The following is a 17,217-nucleotide window of genomic DNA, read 5'->3' as shown; positions in this document are numbered from 1 at the left end:
ACCGACCTGCCGATTCACGACCCACTGCCCGCGGGCCGGCGGGCTGTGCCGGACGACGGCACCGGACCCGCGGGGCACACCCACCCACACCGCAGCCTGCCACCACCCCGCCCTCGACCTGACGACAACCCAAAGCGAGGCGGTCACGTGAACACGCTGAGCGCTCCGCTGGATGCGCCGCGCCATGCCGTCGATTGTCCGCGGCACCGTCGTGGCCGGTCGCGCAGTTCCCCGCGCCCCCTCGGGGCGTCACCGACCTGCCGATTCACGGCCCGCTGCCCGCGGGCCGGCGGGCTGTGCCGGACGACGGCGCCGGACCCGCGGGGCACACCCACCCACACCGCGGCCTGCCACCACCCCGCCCTCGACCTGACGACAACCGAGAACGAGGCGGTCACGTGAATGCACTCGTCGCGCTGCACAACGTCCACGTCACCCACCGAGCCCGCACCGGGGGCCTCCTCGCCCGCGACCGCATCCGCGCCCTCACCGCAGCCGACCTCACCGTCACCCCCGCCGAAACCACCGGCATCGTCGGCGAATCCGGCTGCGGCAAGTCGACGCTGGCGAAGGTCCTGGTGGGGGTGGTGCGGCCGACCTCGGGCACGGTGTCCTTCAAGGGCCGCGACCTGTGGTCCATGCCGGCCGCCGAACGCCGGGCCACGGTGGGCGCGAGCACCGGAATGGTGTTCCAGGACCCGTCGACCGCCCTGAACCGGCGGCTTCCGGTGCGGCGCATCCTGCGGGACCCGCTGGACGTGCACGCACGGGGGTCAAGGGCCGCGCGCGAGGAGCGGGTGCGCGAGCTGATGGCCCTGGTGGGTCTCCCCCGGGCCCTCGGCGACGCCCTGCCCGGCCAGCTCTCCGGCGGCCAGCGGCAGCGCGTCGCCATCGCACGCGCGCTGGCCCTCGACCCGGATCTGGTGGTCGCCGACGAGCCGACGAGCGCGCTGGACGTGTCCGTACGCGCGCAGATCCTCAATCTGCTGCTGGACCTGCGGGAGCGGCTGGGTCTCGCGCTGGTCTTCGTCTCCCACGACATCCAGACGGTGCGCCGGATGAGCGACCGGGTGATCACCGTGTACCTCGGCCGGATCGTCGAGGAGTGCCCGGCGGACCGGGTCACCGACCGGGCCAGGCACCCGTACACACGGGCCCTGTTCTCCGCGACGCCCGGCCTGCTCGACCCGATCGACCCGATTCCGCTGGCCGGCCCCGTGCCGTCGGCGACCCGGCCGCCGAGCGGCTGCCCGTTCCGTACCCGCTGCTGGCGCGCGGACGACCGCTGCGCCGCGGTCATGCCGGACTTTTCGGCCGCGTCGCACCCGGCACATCGCTACCGTTGTCATCATCCTGTGGAGGAGGACCAGTCGACCCGCGACCTCGTGCGCCAGAGTCTTCCCAGGGAGCCGCCATGACCTTCCCCGCCCCGAACGGCCCGACCGGGGTGTCCGGTGTCGTACCGCCCGTGTGCACTCCCCTGACACCGCAGGGCGAGGTCGACGTCCCCTCGCTGCTCCGGCTCGTCGACCATCTGGTGGAGGCGGGCGTGCACGGCCTGTTCGTGCTCGGCTCGACCTCGGAGGCCGCGTATCTCACCGACCGGCAGCGGCGGCAGGTGGTGCAGGAGGTCACGGGGCATGTGGCGGGCCGGCTGCCGGTGCTGGCCGGGGCGATCGACATGACGACGCCCCGGGTGCTCGACCATGTCGCGGCGGTGACCGCGGCGGGCGCCGACGCGGTCGTCGTCACCGCGCCCTTCTACGCCCGCACCCACCCCGCGGAGATCGCCCGCCACTTCCGGCTGGTCGCGCGGCGCAGCACGGTTCCGGTCATCGCCTACGACATCCCGGTCGCCGTGCACTCCAAGCTGCCCGCGGGACTGGTGCTGGAGCTGGCCCGGGACGGGGTGCTGGCCGGGCTGAAGGACTCCAGCGGTGACCTGGGCGGCTTCCGCGAGGTCGTGACGGGCGCACGGGGCCTGGCCGGCCGTGCGGGGTTCTCCGTGCTCACCGGTTCCGAGGTGGTCGTGGACGCGGCGCTCGCGCTGGGCGCCGACGGGGCCGTGCCCGGCCTGGCCAATGTCGACCCGCACGGCTACGTCCGTCTGTACCGGCTGTGCCGGGCCGGCGACTGGGCGGGCGCCCGCGCGGAACAGGAGCGGCTGTGCGCCCTGTTCGGCATGGTCGGTGTGGGCGATCCGGCACGGATGGGCGGCGGTTCGTCGGCGATCGGCGCGTTCAAGACGGCCCTGCACCTGCGCGGAATCATCACGTCCCCGACCACCGCCGCCCCCCAGACCCCGCTGTCCCCACCAGAAACAGAACAGGTGGGCAAATACCTGGCAGCAGCGGGCCTGCTTTAAGAACACGCAGAACTTAGAGCGCGCCCCAAAGACAAAGGGGCGCGGGGCTGCATCGATGTGCGGCTCCGCCGCGCGGGCGCGACCAGCCCCAACGCACCCGCAGCCAAAAAACCGCCTACGTCACCCGCAACCGACGAAACTCGATCCGCTCATAGGCGGAAGCCGCACCCGTCTCGTAGAGAACACCCACCGTACCGGCGTCGAGCTGGACGAGGTCGGAGTACCCGGCCTTGTCCCGGGACAGCGTCCGAGCCTTGGTGAACGTCGCCCCGCCGTCCACGCTGCGCCACACGGCCATCACCGCGCGAGCGGTAGGCACGGACGGCGCGGAGAACAGCAGCGGTGCGTGCCGGCCGTGCGGTTGCAGGACGGATGCCTCGACGACCGGGACGTCGTTCAGGGTGGGCTGGACGGCGTAGGGCCGGTCGAGGCTCTGCCCGCCGTCGCTCGAATAGCTGTCGAGGCGGTTGCCCGGGCTGCTGCCCTTCTGGTCACGGGAGCTGAAGTAGAGCCTGCCGTCGGGGAGTTGCGCGGCCGTCGACTCGTTGGAGTTGGTCTGGCCGTCGTAGGAGTCGTCGACGAAGCCCAGCCGCCAGGTGCGTCCGCCGTCGTCGCTGTAGAACGCGTGGCCGCCGTAGTACTTGGGCTCCTGGCCGGTGTCGCTGGATCCGGGCGGCGGGGCCGCGGAGTGGTTGGCGGGGACGACCAGCCGGCCCGCGTGCGGGCCGCGCGTCAGGGCCACGGCGTGGCCGGGTCCGGTGGCGTACCAGCGCCAGCCGGTCGGCTTCACATCGGCCGTGATCTCCCGCGGCGGCGAGAAGTGCCGGCCGTCGTCCACGCTGCGCTGCACGAAGACCCGGCGGCCCTGCTCCGGTGTCACCTCGCCCCGTATGATCTGCGCCTCGGTGACGGCACCGCTGTTGTACGAGGTGACCAGCACGATCGCGCCGGTGGCCGGGTCGACCACCGGGGCCGGGTTGCCGCGGGTGTCGCCGTGCCCCGCGGCGACCACCGAGAGCGGTCCCCAGGTGCAGCCGCCGTCGGTGGAGCGGCGCAGAACGACGTCAATGGCACCGCTGTCGCCCACACCGTCGTGCCGGCCCTCGGCGAAGGCGAGCACGGTACCCGCGCGGGTCCTGACGGCGGCCGGGATGCGGTAGGTGTCGTAGCCGCCGCGGCCCGACGCGTACGGCACGGAGGAGGCGCAGCCGGGCCTGGCGACGGCGCTCGGGGTGGCCGCGGCGGCGAGCACCGCGGCGGCGAGAAGAACACGGCTCAGGAGAGTCATCGGCTCTCATTATGGGCCGTCCGCCAAGCGCTCCGCTGGACATGCCGCGCTATGCCGTCGGTCGTCCGCGGCACCGTCGTGGCTGGTCGTGCCCGCGCGGCGGAGCCGCATATCAAGACAGCCCCGCGCCCCTTCGGGGCGCTGTCGAACCGCAGCGGACTCCACTGGACCCGCTCAGGGCGATGCGGGGCCGCCCGGGCCCCCGGACGGACCGGCCGCCGGTGACGCGGGCCGGGTCCGTCAGGACGGCGTGCGGGCCGCTGCCAGGAGGCGGGACACGTCGTCGGAGCAGATCGTCAGGGCCGCACCGACCGTGGCGAGGACATCACGCTCGGCAGGAGTGTACGGGCCGTCCGCCAGGGCGATGCGGGCCGCCTGGAGCAGGATGGACTCCCGGCCGCCGGGTGTGAGGTGCGGGGCGAGCGGGTCCAGGGCCTCGTGCAGCTCTATCGCCAGGCTCGCGCCGGCCGGCTGCTCGAAGACCCGGCCGGTGTCCGCGGCCAGCGCCTCGACCAGCGCGCCGAGCTGGTCCTCGGTGCAGTCGGCGAACCCGGCGGCACGGACCGTGCTGGCGGCGGCGGCCAGGGACGTACGGGCGCAGGCGCCGCCCGCGGCCAGCACCGCGAGGGCGACGGTGTGCACGGCGTCGCGGAGCATCGCGGAGAAACGCGAGGTGGTCGGGTGGTCCAGGACATCGGTGCCGTAGTGGTGACGGCAGGCCGCGCACTCGACGACGGGCCCTGTGGTGCCGCGCGGCAGGACGGGCACGCCCAGCAGGATGAAGCGGCGGCGGCCGGTGAGCCGCTGGTAGTTGCGGTCGCCCCCGCACCCGGGGCAGAAGAACTCACCGTCCCCGACGGGTGTCCACGCGGTGCGGGTGCCCATGACGCGGGCAAGCCTGGTGGCACGGCCGTCTCGTCCCCGTACTGGCAGCACGTCGCACCTCCGAAACTCTGCGGCAACATCGCCGCGTGTGCGTGATGTTAGCCACATCGGCGATGTGGAGTCAGTACCCCGTACGAGACCTTCCCGTTACCTGCGCGTCAAAGTGGCCGGTAAACGACGTGGGCCCGGCCGTCGTACACAACGGCCGGACCCGGGAAAGCGCCGGTCAGCGGCGTCAGCGGGCCGCGCGGTTCACGGCGGAGACGACGGCCTTCAGCGACGCACGCGTCGTGTTCGCGTCGATTCCGATTCCCCACAGGACCTTGTCGTCGATCGCGCACTCGATGTACGAGGCGGCCTGCGCGGAGGCGCCCTCGCTCATCGTGTGCTCCTGGTAGTCGAGCAGGCGTACGTCGACGCCGATGGAGTGCAGCGCGTCGAAGAAGGCCGAGATCGGACCGTTGCCGGAGCCGGTCAGCACGGTGTCCTCGCCGTCGACCGTGGCCTCCACGGTGAGCATGTCCACACCGTCCGTGTCGGTGGTGGACTGGCCGGTCCTGACCTGGATACGGCCCCAGGGGTTGTCCGGGTTGGGCAGGTACTCGTCGCGGAAGGTGGCCCAGATCTCACCGGGGGTGACCTCGCCGCCCTCGGTGTCCGTCTTCGCCTGGATGATCTTCGAGAACTCGATCTGCATCCGGCGCGGCAGGTCCAGCTTGTGGTCGTTCTTCAGGACGTAGGCGATGCCGCCCTTGCCGGACTGCGAGTTGACGCGGATGACGGCCTCGTAGGAGCGGCCGACGTCCTTGGGGTCGATCGGCAGGTACGGCACGGCCCACTCGATGTCGTCGACGGTGACGCCCTTGGCCTTCGCGTCGGCCGCCATGGCGTCGAAGCCCTTCTTGATGGCGTCCTGGTGGGAGCCGGAGAAGGACGTGTAGACCAGGTCGCCCACGTACGGGTGGCGCGGGTGGACCTCCATCTGGTTGCAGTACTCCCACGTGCGACGGATCTCGTCGATGTCGGAGAAGTCGATCTGCGGGTCGACGCCCTGCGAGAACAGGTTCATGCCCAGGGTGACCAGGTCGACGTTGCCGGTGCGCTCGCCCTGCCCGAACAGGCAGCCCTCGATGCGGTCGGCGCCGGCCATCAGCGCCAGCTCGGCGGCGGCGACGGCGGTGCCACGGTCGTTGTGCGGGTGCACGGACAGGCAGACGTGCTCGCGGCGGGACAGGTTGCGGTGCATCCACTCGAAGCGGTCCGCGTGCGTCGACGGGGTCGAACGCTCCACCGTGGCGGGCAGGTTGAGGATGATCTCGCGGCCCGGGCCGGGCTGCCAGACGTCCATGACCGCCTCGCAGACCTCCAGCGCGAAGTCCAGCTCGGTGTCGGTGAAGATCTCCGGGCTGTACTGGTAGCCGAACTCCGTCTCGGGGCCGAGCAGCTTCTCGGCGTACTCCACCACCAGGCGGGTGCCGTCGACGGCGATCTGCTTGATGTCGTCCTTGGAGCCGCGGAAGACGACCCGGCGGAAGACCGGGGCGGTGGCGTTGTAGAGGTGGACGGTGGCGCGCCTCGCGCCCTTCAGGGACTCCACGGTCCGCTCGATCAGGTCCTCGCGGGCCTGGGTCAGCACGGAGATCGTGACGTCGTCCGGGATCGCGCCCTCTTCCTCGATGATCGAGCGCACGAAATCGAAGTCGGTCTGGCCGGAGGCGGGGAAGCCGACCTCGATCTCCTTGTAGCCCATCTTGACCAGCTGGTCGAACATGCGGCGCTTGCGCTCGGGCGACATCGGGTCGATCAGGGCCTGGTTGCCGTCCCGCAGGTCGGTGGAGAGCCAGCGCGGGGCGACGGTGATCCGCCGGTCGGGCCAGGTCCGGTCGGGGATGTCTACCTGCTCGTACCGGCCGTACTTGTGGATCGGCATGGAACTGGGCTGCTGGCGGTTGGCCATGATGGCGTGGGCTCCTCGAAGATGTCCGGTCGTGTCCGGTGTCCGGAAGGACGGCCGACGACGCAACGCCAAGCTCCGCGGGGAGGGAGTCGGCCTCGACTACAGGCCCTCGCCGCGGCAGCTAAGGAGAAGCAGCCCGAAACGCATGATGCTCCGCAGCCTAGCCGAGCCGCGCCGGACGCGCGGGCCCGTATCAGTATGCGGGACCAGGAGAACAAACGAGACAAAAAGTGCGGCATACCACGGTGCGTGAACGAGCCGGCCGCTTGTCACGCTATTTCCCCCATCACGGTTGCCAGTAGTGACATCGCGGTCACTCAGTGCAATGGTGCGGTCATGACGACGAACGGGGGCTTCGAGCCCGTCTTCTGCACCATCGTCCCGCCGCACGTCCTCGACCGGCTCGCCCAGCACGAGGACTCCGCGCTGTCCGGCCCGGCCCGCCGGACCCTGGAGCGCGACGCCTACGAGCGCACCCACCGCCGGCTGACCACGGTCATCGGGGCGCCGGCCGTCGCCCCGCCCGCGGGCGCCGCCGCCGACCGTCCGCGGCGCACCGTCTACGACGCCGAGCACCGGCAGGACCTGCCCGGCACGAAGGTCCGCGAGGAGGGCTCCGAACCCGGCACGGACGCCACCGTCAACCGCGCCTACGCGGGTCTCGGCGCCACCTTCGAGCTGTATCTGAAGGCGTACGGCCGCGCTTCGATCGACGGCTCCGGACTGCCCCTGGACGCCACCGTGCACTTCGGCGAGGGCTACGACAACGCCTTCTGGAACGGCGAGCAGATGGTGTTCGGCGACGGGGACGGCGAGGTCTTCCTCGACTTCACCATCCCGGTGGACGTCATCGGCCACGAGTTGACCCACGGGGTCACCCAGCACACCGCGAACCTCACCTACTTCGGCCAGCCCGGCGCGCTCAACGAGTCCGTCTCCGATGTGTTCGGCTCGCTGATCAAGCAGTACACGCTGGGGCAGACCGCCGCCGAGGCCGACTGGCTGATCGGCGCCGGGCTGCTCGCGCCGCGCGTCACCGGCACGGCGCTGCGCTCGATGAAGGCCCCGGGCACGGCGTACGACGACGACGTCCTCGGCAAGGACCCGCAGCCGGCGACCATGGCCGGCTATGTGAAGACCGGCCGCGACAACGGCGGCGTGCACATCAACTCCGGTATCCCCAACCACGCGTTCTACCTGCTGGCCACCGCGCTCGGCGGGCACGCCTGGGAACGGGCCGGGCAGATCTGGTACGACGTGCTGACCGGCGGCGAACTGTCCGCCCAGGCCGGCTTCGAGGACTTCGCGAAGCTGACGGTCGCGGCGGCCCGGGCCCGCTACCGCGAGGGCGAGGAACACCGGGCCGTGGCGAAGGCGTGGCAGCAGGTCGGGGTGCGGGCGGGCTAGGTCCGTACTACACAGGGACCATGCGGATTCAGGTGAGGCGCACGGGCGGGTTCGCGGGCATCGAGCGGCACGCCGAGGTGAACACCGCGGGGCGGGCCGACGCGTCCGAGTGGCGGTCCCTGGCCGAGCGGGCGGTCGCCGCCGGCCGGGACGTGCCGTCGGCCGGCGTGCCGGACGGTTTCCACTACGAGATCACGGTGGACGGGAGGACGGTGTACGCGGCGGATCCTTGTCTGACGGAGGAGCAGCGGGTGTTGATCTCACGGGTCCTCAAAGAAGGCGCGTAAGCGCTCCGCTGGGTCAGCCGAAGAACCGGCCGTCGGTTGTCTGCGGACGGGTTGTGGCTGGGGGTGCGCGGGTGGCTCGGTCGTTGGTCGGCTGCGGGTGGGTTGTGGCTGGTCGCGCAGTTCCCCGCGCCCCTATCGGGGCGCTGTGGGCAACGTCTGTTTATTTGTTGGGCGTTGACTTTGGGGTGGTGGGTGCGGATTATCGCGGGCATGGTGGCTCGTGATCCCTTGCCTCGGTTTCCGGGTGGGTTTTTGTGGGGCGTGTCCACCTCGGCGCACCAGATCGAGGGGGCGGCCGACGTGCGCGAGCCCTCCGTGTGGGACGTGTTCACGGCTGAGCCGGGGCGGGTGAAGGACGGCTCCACCGCGGCGGTGGCCTGCGACCACTACCACCGCTACCGCGAGGACGTGGCGCTGCTGTCCGGCCTGGGCGTGGACGCGTACCGTTTCTCGGTCTCCTGGCCGCGGGTCGACTCCCCCGGCGGCCTCGACTTCTACGACCGTCTCGTGGACGAGCTGTGCGCGGCCGGCGTGCGCCCCGTCCCGACCCTCTTCCACTGGGACCTGCCCGCCCGCCTGGACTGGCTGGACCGCGACACCGCGCACCGTTTCGCCGCGTACGTGTCGGCGGTGGCCGCCCGGCTCGGCGACCGTGTGACCAAGTGGATCACTCTGAACGAGCCCGCCGAACACACCTTGCTCGGGCATGCGTTGGGCGCCCACGCCCCCGGCAGGCGTCTCCTCTTCGACGCCCTGCCGGTCGCCCACCACCAGCTCCTCGCCCACGGCCTCGCGGTACGGGCGCTGCGCGCGGCCGGCGCCGCCGACATCGGCATCGCCAACTCCCACGGCCCGACCTGGCCGGCCTCCGCCGCGCCGGAGGACACCGCGGCGGCCGACTTCTACGACGTCCTGCTGAACCGCCTGTTCGCCGACCCCCTGCTCCTCGGCCGATACCCGGACGGCATGGCCGAGTTGATGCCGGGCGACGTCGACGCCGATCTCCGGGTCATCGCCGAACCGCTCGACTGGTACGGCGTCAACTACTACGCCCCGACCCGGGTGGGCGCCCCGCAGCAGACGGAGTCCGAGTTCGGCGGGGTGCCGATCCCGGCCGAACTCCCCTTCTCGCTCAGGGAGATCGAGGGACGCCCGGTGACGGACTTCGGCTGGCCGGTCGTCCCGGAGGGCCTGACGGAGCTGCTGACCGCGTTCCGTGACCGGTACGGCGACCGGCTCCCGCCGGTGGTGATCACCGAGAACGGCTGCTCGTACGACGGCGTCGACGACCACGACCGGATCGCCTACCTGGACGGCCACATCAGGGCGCTGCACCGGGCGATCGAGGCGGGCGTGGACGTGCGCGGCTACTTCGTCTGGTCGCTGCTGGACAACTTCGAGTGGGCCGAGGGCTATGCCCGCCGCTTCGGCCTGGTCCACGTCGACCACGCGACACAGCGCCGCACCCCGAAGGCGTCGTACGGCTGGTTCCGGGACGTGCTGCGGGCCCAGAGGTGACCCGGCGCGGCTTTGGCCGTCACCCGGCCAGCCCCGACCGTACGGACGCGGCGGCCCGCTCGGGCTGGTCCCCGGCGGCGACGGCGAAGTCCCGCAGCAGTCCGCCGAGGACGTCGTCCGGGCCGTAGCGGCCCAGGATGTAACCGGCGCGGGCGAGTTGGGCGAGCCCGTGCATCTGCGCGAACAGCTGGCGTACGAGGAGATCGGCGTCCGCGTCGGCGTGGAACCGGCCGGCGCCGGCGCACCGGCGGATGGCGTCGCGCGGGAAGCGCAGCAGGGCGACGCCCATGGACCGGTCGGCCTCGCTCAGTTCGAAGCCGGCGAGCGCGGAGCCGCCGAACAGCACGGCGTACACATGGGGTTCGGCGCGGGCGAAGTCCTGGTAGGCGCGGCAGAGTCCGGCCAGTTCACGGACGGGGTCGGCGTCGGGTGTGACGGCGGGCGGTACCTCCCGCACCCGGGCGAGGAACCGGTCGACGCCCTCCTTCATGACCTCGCGCACCAGTTCCGGCATGGACCCGAAGTGGGTGTACACGGCCATGGTGGAGGCGCCGACGGCCCGGACGAGCCGCCGTGCGCTGAGCGCGCCGGGCCCTTCCTCGGCGAGGACGCGGGCGGCCTCGTCGAGCAGGCGGCGGCGGAGGGTGGGGCCGCCGCGTCCTGGCGCCGCCGGATCCGGGTTCTGGGTTGACACGAGCCGAGCATAACGCTGTTATAGACATAACAGCGTTATGGACGGGGGCTCGGCGCATGCGCGGGACGGGTACACGAACGCGACCGGTACGACTGCCGGAGGCGGCGGGGGACGACACGGGAACCACGGAGGGCACGGAGCCCGCGCTGCGGCTCGCGGTGCTCGGGGACTCGGTGGCGGCGGGCGTGGGCGCGCCGAACCACCGGGAGGCGCTCACCGGCCAGACGGCGCAGGCCCTGACGGCGATGACCGGACGGGCGGTGTCCTGGCGGGTGGCGGCGAAGGCGGGCGCGACGCTCTCGGACGTGCGGCGCGGTCTGCTGCCGGGTCTGACCGATCCGACGACCCGTTGGCGCCCGCATCTGGTCCTGGTGGTGGCCGGCACCAACGACGCGCTGCGGCTGCGCCGGCCGAGCGCGTTCCGCCGGGACGCCGAGTCCCTGATCCGCGACCTACGCCTGCGGCTCGGCGAGGACGTCCCGGTGGTCTTCGCGGGCCTGCCGAGGATCGACGGCCTGGCCGCCCTGCCGCGCGGGCGGCGCCTGCCGATGTCGCTCTACGTCCGCGCGCTGGACCACGAACTGAAGACGGCGGCCACGAGGGGAGTCGCCGTCTTCCATCTTCCCTCCGGGGGCCCGCCGGACCTCCCCGGCGACTGGCTGGCCGCCGACCGGTTCCACCCGTCGCCGGCGGGCTGTCGCGCCTGGGGCCGGGTCCTCGCCTCCCGCCTGGCCACGCTCGCGGAGACGGTCTGCCCGCCGCCCACGGCAGACGCCTGAACGACGCCGCCCGCGGGCCGCGGATCAAGTACCTTGGCCACGGCATAGGCGCCACAAGTGCTGCACACGTGACGGGGGTTGCGGGATGGTGGGGCATCGGCCCGCGGACTGGCATCCGCTGGATCTTGACAAGGACCCGACACCGGGGGATCCGCAGCGGGTGCGTTCCCTGGCGAAGCAGTTGCACGACTTCGCGGACGACGTGTCCGACGCGCTGCGTCTGGTCAAGGGCATGGCGGGCGAGGACACGCTGCTTCAGTGGGCGGGCAAGTCGGCCGAGGCATTCAAGGAGCAGTTCGGGGACGTCCCGAAGGACCTGAAGAAGCTGAGGACGTCGTACGCGATGTGCGGCGACGCCCTCGCCGGTTTCTGGCCGGAGCTGGAGCGGGCGCAGGCGCTCGCGGACCGGGCCCTGGCCAGGGCGAAGGAGGCGCAGTCCGACCTGGCTTCGGCCAAGTCCCGTCTGGCGTCGGCCGATTCCTGGGTGACCCGGGCCGGCAAGGAGGCCGACAAGTACAAGGACGACCCGACCGGCCGGGGCAGTGACGGGGGTGAGCCGGACGAGGCGAAGGTCCGTGCCGCGGCCCGGGACGTGCGGAACGCCCGGTCGGCGCACGAGAAGGCGCAGTCGGACGTCACCACCGCCCAGAGCGCGCTGGACGCGGCGAAGAAGATGGCCGCGGACGCGCGGGCGATGCGCGACGAGGCGGCGCGCGAGGCGAAGTCGAGGATCGACGAGGCGTCGGACGCGGGGATCCAGAACCGGTCGTGGTGGCAGGACATCGGCCACTGGTTCGAGAACAACTGGGACACCATCGTCGCGGTCTGCAAGGTGGTCGTCGCGGTCGTCGGGATCATCGCGATGATCATCGGCGGGCCGATCCTCGGTGCGATCGTCCTGATCGCGGCCCTCGTCGTCCTCGCCGACACCCTCTACAAATACTCCCAGGGCAAGGCGTCCCTGTGGGACGTCGCCTTCGCGGCCCTGGACTGCATACCCGGCGGCAAGGGCATCACCAGCTTCGGCAAACTCGCCAAGGGCCTGAAGGGCCTGGGCAAGGGCGGCCTGAAGAGCATGGCGCTGGGGCTCAAGGGGATGGGACCGCGCCTGAAGGGCCTGGGCCGCTCGATGAAGAACCTGTTCACGTGCGGCGATCCGATCGACATGGCCACCGGCCAGATGGTCATGTCGATCACGGACGTCTCCCTGCCGGGCGTCCTGCCGCTCGTCCTGGAGCGCAGCCACCGCACGGGCGTCACGTCCGGCGGCTGGTTCGGCGCGGACTGGACGTCCACGCTGGACCAACGGCTGCTCCTTGATGACGACGGCATCCGATGCGTCGCGGCCGACGGCACCGTGCTGTACTACGCGGTCCCGGAGCCGAGCGAGCCGATGCGGCCGGTCCTCGGCCCCGACTGGCCGCTGAGCTGGGACGGTTCACCCGACGGCGGATTCACGCTGTGGCAGCCGGAGAGCGGCACGACCCTGCGGTTCCGGCAGGTTCCCGGCGGCCGGGCCGCCGAACTCCCGTTGGCCGAGGTACGGGACCGCAACGGCAATACCATCGGCGTACGCCACGCGGCGGACGGCTCCCCCTGCGAGCTGGTGCACCACGGCGGGTACCGCGTGGGTATCAGCACGGCGGACGGCCGGGTGACCGCCCTGCGTCTGCTGAGCGACCCCGACCGGCCGACGCTGCGGACGTACGAGTACGACGGGCAGGGCCGCCTCACCGCAGTCGTGGACTCCTCCTCCGTACCCCAGCGGTACGACTACGACGACCAGGGACGGATCACGGGCTGGCGCAGCAGGACCGGCGACCGGTACCGCTACGCGTACGACGAGCGGGGCCGCTGTGTCCGCACGGGCGGTGCCGACGGCGTACTCGCGTACTCCTACGCGTACGACGACGACACGCGCACGACCGTCGCCACGGACTCGCTCGGCCACTCGATCACGTACACCTTCAACGAGGACCTGCGTCCGCTGCGCGAGACCGATCCGTCGGGGCACACGACCACCCGCGACTGGGACGAGCACGGCCGCCTCGTGGCACTGACCGACCCGCTGGGTCACACCACCCGCCTCGGTCACGACGGCGACGGCAACATCACTCGGGTCACGCGCCCGGACGGAGCGGTCGTACACACCGAGTACGACGAGTTCGGCCAGGTCACCAAGGTGACACAGCCGGACGGCAGCACATGGGAGTCGGTGTACGACGACCGGGGCAACCGCGTGGCGGTCGTCGACCCGCTGGGCGCCACCACACGCTTCACCTTCGACGGCACAGGCGGTCTGACCGGCATTGTCGACCCACTGGGCGAGCGGCTGCAGACCATCGTCAACGATGCCGCGGGACTGGTGGTGCGCACCACGGACGCACTCGGAGCGACCGACCGGTTGGTCCGGGACACCTTCGGCCGTATCACCGAACTCACCGACGCCTTCGGGGCGGTCACCCGGGTCGGCTGGACCCCCGAGGGCCAGATCGCCTGGCGGCGGCTGCCGAACGGCACCACGGAGCACTGGTCGTACGACGCCGAGGGCAACCCGGTGGAGTACCGCTCCTCCGACGGCCGCCACACCCGGTACGAGAACACCCACTTCGACCTCTGCACCCTGCGGGCGGACGCGGACGGCACCCTGGAGCGGTTCGCGTACGACACCGAGCTCAGACTGCGCAGCGTCACCAACGCGGCCGGACAGACCTGGAGTTACGCCTACGACGGGGTCGGCCGGCTGATATCCGAGACCGACTTCGACGGCCGCACGCTCGGCTACCGCTACGACCCGGCGGGCCGGCTCGTCGAGCGGACCAACGGGGCCGGGGAGTCCACCCGGTTCCGCCACGACGCCGTCGGCAACGTCGTGGCCATGGAGACCGACGGCGGCACCACCACATACGCGTACGACCCGCTGGGCAGGCTCGTCGCGGCGCGCAACACCGAGGTCGAACTGCACCGGGAGTACGACGCGACGGGCCGGCTGCTCGCCGAGTCGTGGAACGGCCACGCGGTCAGCTCCGGATACGACGCGGCCGGCCGCCGCACGGCACGCAGGACGCCGAGCGGCGCGGTCACCCGGTGGGCGTACGCACGCGAGCGGCGGTCGGTCGTACAGCGGATCGGGGAGCACGACGTCACCTTCCGGTACGACATCGCCGGCCGTGAGACGGAACGGGTGCTGGGAGACGCCGCGCGTCTGACCCACGCGTGGGACACGGACCGGCTGCGGACCACACAGCGCGTGGTGACCGCGGCGGGCCGTACCGAACGGCGCGTCTTCCAGCACCGCACCGACGGCGGCCTCACCTCGGTGGCCGACTCCCGGCACGGCGAGCGGACCTTCACGCTCGACCGGTCGGGGCGGGTGACGGCCGTACGGGGGGCGGCGGGCTGGGAGGAGACCTACCGGTACGACGTCCTGGGGAACCTCACCGACTTCGCCACCTCGGCGCCGGTCGGCGACGAGGACGCCGGGCCCGGCGAACGCGGCTACTCGGGCACCCTCATCGAACGGGCCGGCCGCACCCGCTACCGCCACGACGGCCAGGGACGCGTCGTACGGAAGATCACCAAGCTGCTGTCCGGCGGCCGGCGGGAATGGCGTTTCACCTGGAACGCCGAGGACCAGCTGACGGACGTCCTGACCCCGGACGGCCGTCACTGGCACTACGTCTACGACCCGGTCGGCAGGCGGGTGGCGAAGCAACTGCGCGCGGACGACGGGTCCGTCGCCGAGGAGGTGCGGTTCTTCTGGGACGAGGACGACCTCGCCGAACAGTCGGACGGAACCGTCAGCACGGTGTGGGACTGGGCGGAGGGGCCGGCCCCCGTCGCGCAGCGCGTCCGCATGTCCCACGGGGTCGGGCCCGGCACACCGCAGGACGAGATCGACGAGCGGTTCTACGCCATCGTCACCGACCTTCTGGGCACGCCGACGGAGCTGCTGGACGCGCGGGGCGATGTCGTCTGGGCCGGGTCGTCCACGATCTGGGGCGTCCCCGTCGCCGACCCGGACGTCGTCTCCCGCGTCGACTGTCCGCTGCGGTTCCCCGGCCAGTACCTCGACCCGGAGACGGGCCTCCACTACAACCACCACCGGTACTACGAGCCGGGCACCGCGCGCTACCTCAGCCCCGACCCCCTGGGCCGCACCCCGTCCCCCAACCACCACGCCTATGTGAAGAACCCCCTCCAGTGGAAAGACCCACTGGGCCTGAAGGCACCGTGCGTCGTGGATCTCTACCACGGGACGCTGGGCCAGCACGCCGACAGCATCCTGGCGAAGGGCGTCGACACCACCGTGTCGACCCGCAAGATGGACTTCGGCCGGGGCGGGTTCTATGTCACCAACGACCCGCAGCAGGCCCTGAAATGGGCGAAGAAGCTGGCGAACGACTCGGGCGGCGTACCCGCGGTCATCCACTTCAAGGTCCCCAAGGCCGAACTGGACGGGCTGCGCAGCAAGATATTCAACGGGCCCGGGGACGACGTGGCAGAGTTCATCCGGCACCATCGAAACGGCGGTGCCATGCACAACTACGAGCTGGTCGAGGGGCCCATGCTGCGCAACCTCAGGGGCTTCCTGCGCCAAGGCGAGCCGCCGGTGCTGAACGGGCACCAGATCGCGCTCTTCGGGGACCGCGCGGGCCAGCTGTTCACCAACTCAATTCATCGACGAGTAGGACCACCCACAGCATGACCGCAGAATTCGTCATGGACCTCGATGACGGTATGACCGAGTACTTCCGGGAGATCGCGGCCGAGATGGTGTCGCGCTTCGGTATCTCTCGCGCGGAGGCCGTCGCCCGGATCAACGAGCGATACCACGATGCGGAGATCTCCGCCTACCCCGATCTCATGTGCCATGAGTTCCCGGAATTCTGGTCCTACGGCCTGTACTACTACCCGGACCCCTCCGGCCGCCTCCCCACGGGCGACGAGGACGACGACGCGAACTTCGACTTCACCCGCCTCACCATCCGCCCCGCACCCCCGAAGAACTCACCGTTCTGGACACTTGAGGAATGAACCGAGCCCCGCGACGGACTCTTGAGCCGGGTCGCGGCGCATGGGGCAGGAATTGACGTGATCGTACTCCCCGAACTACTCAGCGAGCTGCTGGATCAGGTCGACCGGAATCGTGCGGCACATCTGGCGCTGGACTTCGCGCAGCATGTTCTCGACACCCTCCAGGAGCGGATCGAGGGGCCCGTACGGGACGCGTGCCGTGAGTACTTCGCGGCCGCCCACGAAGCGATCGATCTCGGCGTGGCCGGCCCTCGGTTGCTCAAGGCCCACGAACGGCTCTACAAGACCGCCGAGCGATGGGAGGGCAACCGGCACCTTCTGGCCTTGGGAGCCGGACTGGCGATGCAGGCCGTGCGGGTCGGCTGTCAGCGAATGATGGAGGAGGCCCGTGCTCACATGCTGCGCAGCTCCTTGATCACCGTTCAGGACATCGCACGCGAGAGCCAGACGGAGATCGGCCGCTGGTACGCCGAGCAGATCCCGGACGAGGGCGAGAACCGGCGGCAGGCCGCACGCGAGGCCCGCTGGGAGGAGACCCGATGGCAGGTCCAGCACGCCATCGCCACCGAACCCGCCCCGCACAGGGCCAGGACGGAGCGGCCGAGTCGATGACGGGCAGCCACGGACACGAGTAGGGCCTCCCACAGCATGACCGGAGAATTCGTTATGGACCTCGATGACGGCATGGTCGAGTACTTCCGCGACATGGCGGATGTGCTCGTGGAGAGATGCGGCATCTCTCGCGCGGAGGCCGTGGCCAGGCTCAATGAACGTTATGCGGGCAAAGAAATGAGCCCCCTTGAGCAGGGCCTCATGGGACATGAGTTCCCCGAATTCTGGGCCTACGGGGTGTACTACTACCCGGACGAAAAGGGCCGCCTTCCCGTCGGCGACGCAGTCGCGGACGCCGACATCGACTTCGCCCGCCTCCGGGTCCGCCCCGCACCACCGAAGGACTCGCCCTTCTGGACGCTTGAGGAGTGAGCCCGGTCCTCGGGTG

14 protein-coding genes are annotated in these 17,217 nt (G+C 71.3%); 10 read left to right on the top strand and 4 right to left on the bottom strand.

Annotation, left to right across the window (positions count from 1 at the left end; all coding sequences use genetic code 11):
- Positions 1-398: 398 nt before the first annotated feature.
- Together AC27LF_RS15385 and AC27LF_RS15380 are read left to right on the top strand one after the other, a co-directional pair.
- The gene (locus tag AC27LF_RS15385; RefSeq protein ID WP_479658911.1) at positions 399-1,418 is read left to right on the top strand and encodes an ABC transporter ATP-binding protein; all 1,020 of its coding nucleotides are present in this window, start codon (positions 399-401) and stop codon (positions 1,416-1,418) included.
- On the top strand, positions 1,415-2,365 hold the full coding sequence (locus AC27LF_RS15380; protein ID WP_479658910.1) for a dihydrodipicolinate synthase family protein: 951 nt from the start codon (positions 1,415-1,417) through the stop codon (positions 2,363-2,365). The genes AC27LF_RS15385 and AC27LF_RS15380 overlap by 4 nt, the downstream gene beginning before the upstream one ends.
- A 115-nt stretch (positions 2,366-2,480) precedes the next feature.
- Here the strand turns inward: AC27LF_RS15380 and AC27LF_RS15375 are convergent, their stop codons facing one another.
- From AC27LF_RS15375 to leuA, 3 genes are all read right to left on the bottom strand, one after another.
- Positions 2,481-3,653, bottom strand: coding sequence for a sialidase family protein (locus tag AC27LF_RS15375; RefSeq protein WP_479658909.1), 1,173 nt, complete (start codon positions 3,651-3,653; stop codon positions 2,481-2,483).
- A gap of 240 nt (positions 3,654-3,893) precedes the next feature.
- Complete coding sequence (locus AC27LF_RS15370; protein ID WP_479658908.1) at positions 3,894-4,589, bottom strand: tellurite resistance TerB family protein; 696 nt, start codon at positions 4,587-4,589, stop codon at positions 3,894-3,896.
- A 184-nt stretch (positions 4,590-4,773) separates the two neighbouring features.
- The gene (gene leuA, locus AC27LF_RS15365) at positions 4,774-6,495 is read right to left on the bottom strand and encodes a 2-isopropylmalate synthase (protein WP_479658907.1); all 1,722 of its coding nucleotides are present in this window, start codon (positions 6,493-6,495) and stop codon (positions 4,774-4,776) included.
- 336 nt (positions 6,496-6,831) lie between these two features.
- On the opposite strand from leuA, the gene AC27LF_RS15360 reads away from it, so the two are divergent.
- From AC27LF_RS15360 to AC27LF_RS15350, 3 genes are all read left to right on the top strand, one after another.
- Positions 6,832-7,902, top strand: coding sequence for a M4 family metallopeptidase (locus AC27LF_RS15360; protein ID WP_479658906.1), 1,071 nt, complete (start codon positions 6,832-6,834; stop codon positions 7,900-7,902).
- Between the two features lie 20 nt (positions 7,903-7,922).
- Entirely contained in the window at positions 7,923-8,189 is a 267-nt protein-coding gene (locus tag AC27LF_RS15355) for a protealysin inhibitor emfourin (protein ID WP_479658905.1), read from the top strand.
- 210 nt (positions 8,190-8,399) lie between these two features.
- Entirely contained in the window at positions 8,400-9,707 is a 1,308-nt protein-coding gene (locus AC27LF_RS15350) for a GH1 family beta-glucosidase (protein ID WP_479658904.1), read from the top strand.
- Between the two features lie 19 nt (positions 9,708-9,726).
- Here the strand turns inward: AC27LF_RS15350 and AC27LF_RS15345 are convergent, their stop codons facing one another.
- Positions 9,727-10,401: a TetR/AcrR family transcriptional regulator gene (locus AC27LF_RS15345; protein ID WP_479658903.1), complete on the bottom strand. Its 675-nt coding sequence runs from the start codon at positions 10,399-10,401 to the stop codon at positions 9,727-9,729.
- A 56-nt stretch (positions 10,402-10,457) separates the two neighbouring features.
- On the opposite strand from AC27LF_RS15345, the gene AC27LF_RS15340 reads away from it, so the two are divergent.
- From AC27LF_RS15340 to AC27LF_RS15320, 5 genes are all read left to right on the top strand, one after another.
- Positions 10,458-11,180, top strand: a complete 723-nt coding sequence (locus tag AC27LF_RS15340) for an SGNH/GDSL hydrolase family protein (RefSeq protein WP_479658902.1) — start codon at positions 10,458-10,460, stop codon at positions 11,178-11,180.
- Between the two features lie 85 nt (positions 11,181-11,265).
- The gene (locus AC27LF_RS15335; RefSeq protein ID WP_479658901.1) at positions 11,266-15,888 is read left to right on the top strand and encodes an RHS repeat-associated core domain-containing protein; all 4,623 of its coding nucleotides are present in this window, start codon (positions 11,266-11,268) and stop codon (positions 15,886-15,888) included.
- On the top strand, positions 15,885-16,217 hold the full coding sequence (locus tag AC27LF_RS15330) for a hypothetical protein (RefSeq protein ID WP_479658900.1): 333 nt from the start codon (positions 15,885-15,887) through the stop codon (positions 16,215-16,217). The genes AC27LF_RS15335 and AC27LF_RS15330 overlap by 4 nt, the downstream gene beginning before the upstream one ends.
- A gap of 57 nt (positions 16,218-16,274) precedes the next feature.
- Positions 16,275-16,829 (top strand): hypothetical protein, encoded by a 555-nt coding sequence (locus AC27LF_RS15325; RefSeq protein ID WP_479658899.1) that lies wholly within the window; start codon positions 16,275-16,277, stop codon positions 16,827-16,829.
- A 36-nt stretch (positions 16,830-16,865) separates the two neighbouring features.
- A complete protein-coding gene (locus tag AC27LF_RS15320) occupies positions 16,866-17,201 on the top strand; it encodes a hypothetical protein (RefSeq protein WP_479662979.1) in 336 nt (111 codons plus the stop codon).
- Positions 17,202-17,217: the final 16 nt, after the last annotated feature.

Source organism: Streptomyces diversicolor, from assembly GCF_057537855.1.
Note: the sequence above shows the minus strand (reverse complement) of the source record. Positions and strands in the feature narration are given on the sequence as shown.

Coding starts and splice junctions, on each gene's coding strand:
- AC27LF_RS15360 (WP_479658906.1), top strand. CDS start 6,832: ATGACGACGAACGGGGGCTTCGAGCCCGTCTTCTGCACCATCGTCCCG.
- AC27LF_RS15335 (WP_479658901.1), top strand. CDS start 11,266: ATGGTGGGGCATCGGCCCGCGGACTGGCATCCGCTGGATCTTGACAAG.
- AC27LF_RS15380 (WP_479658910.1), top strand. CDS start 1,415: ATGACCTTCCCCGCCCCGAACGGCCCGACCGGGGTGTCCGGTGTCGTA.
- leuA (WP_479658907.1), bottom strand. CDS start 6,495: ATGGCCAACCGCCAGCAGCCCAGTTCCATGCCGATCCACAAGTACGGC.
- AC27LF_RS15355 (WP_479658905.1), top strand. CDS start 7,923: ATGCGGATTCAGGTGAGGCGCACGGGCGGGTTCGCGGGCATCGAGCGG.
- AC27LF_RS15375 (WP_479658909.1), bottom strand. CDS start 3,653: ATGACTCTCCTGAGCCGTGTTCTTCTCGCCGCCGCGGTGCTCGCCGCC.
- AC27LF_RS15350 (WP_479658904.1), top strand. CDS start 8,400: ATGGTGGCTCGTGATCCCTTGCCTCGGTTTCCGGGTGGGTTTTTGTGG.
- AC27LF_RS15320 (WP_479662979.1), top strand. CDS start 16,866: ATGACCGGAGAATTCGTTATGGACCTCGATGACGGCATGGTCGAGTAC.
- AC27LF_RS15330 (WP_479658900.1), top strand. CDS start 15,885: ATGACCGCAGAATTCGTCATGGACCTCGATGACGGTATGACCGAGTAC.
- AC27LF_RS15340 (WP_479658902.1), top strand. CDS start 10,458: ATGCGCGGGACGGGTACACGAACGCGACCGGTACGACTGCCGGAGGCG.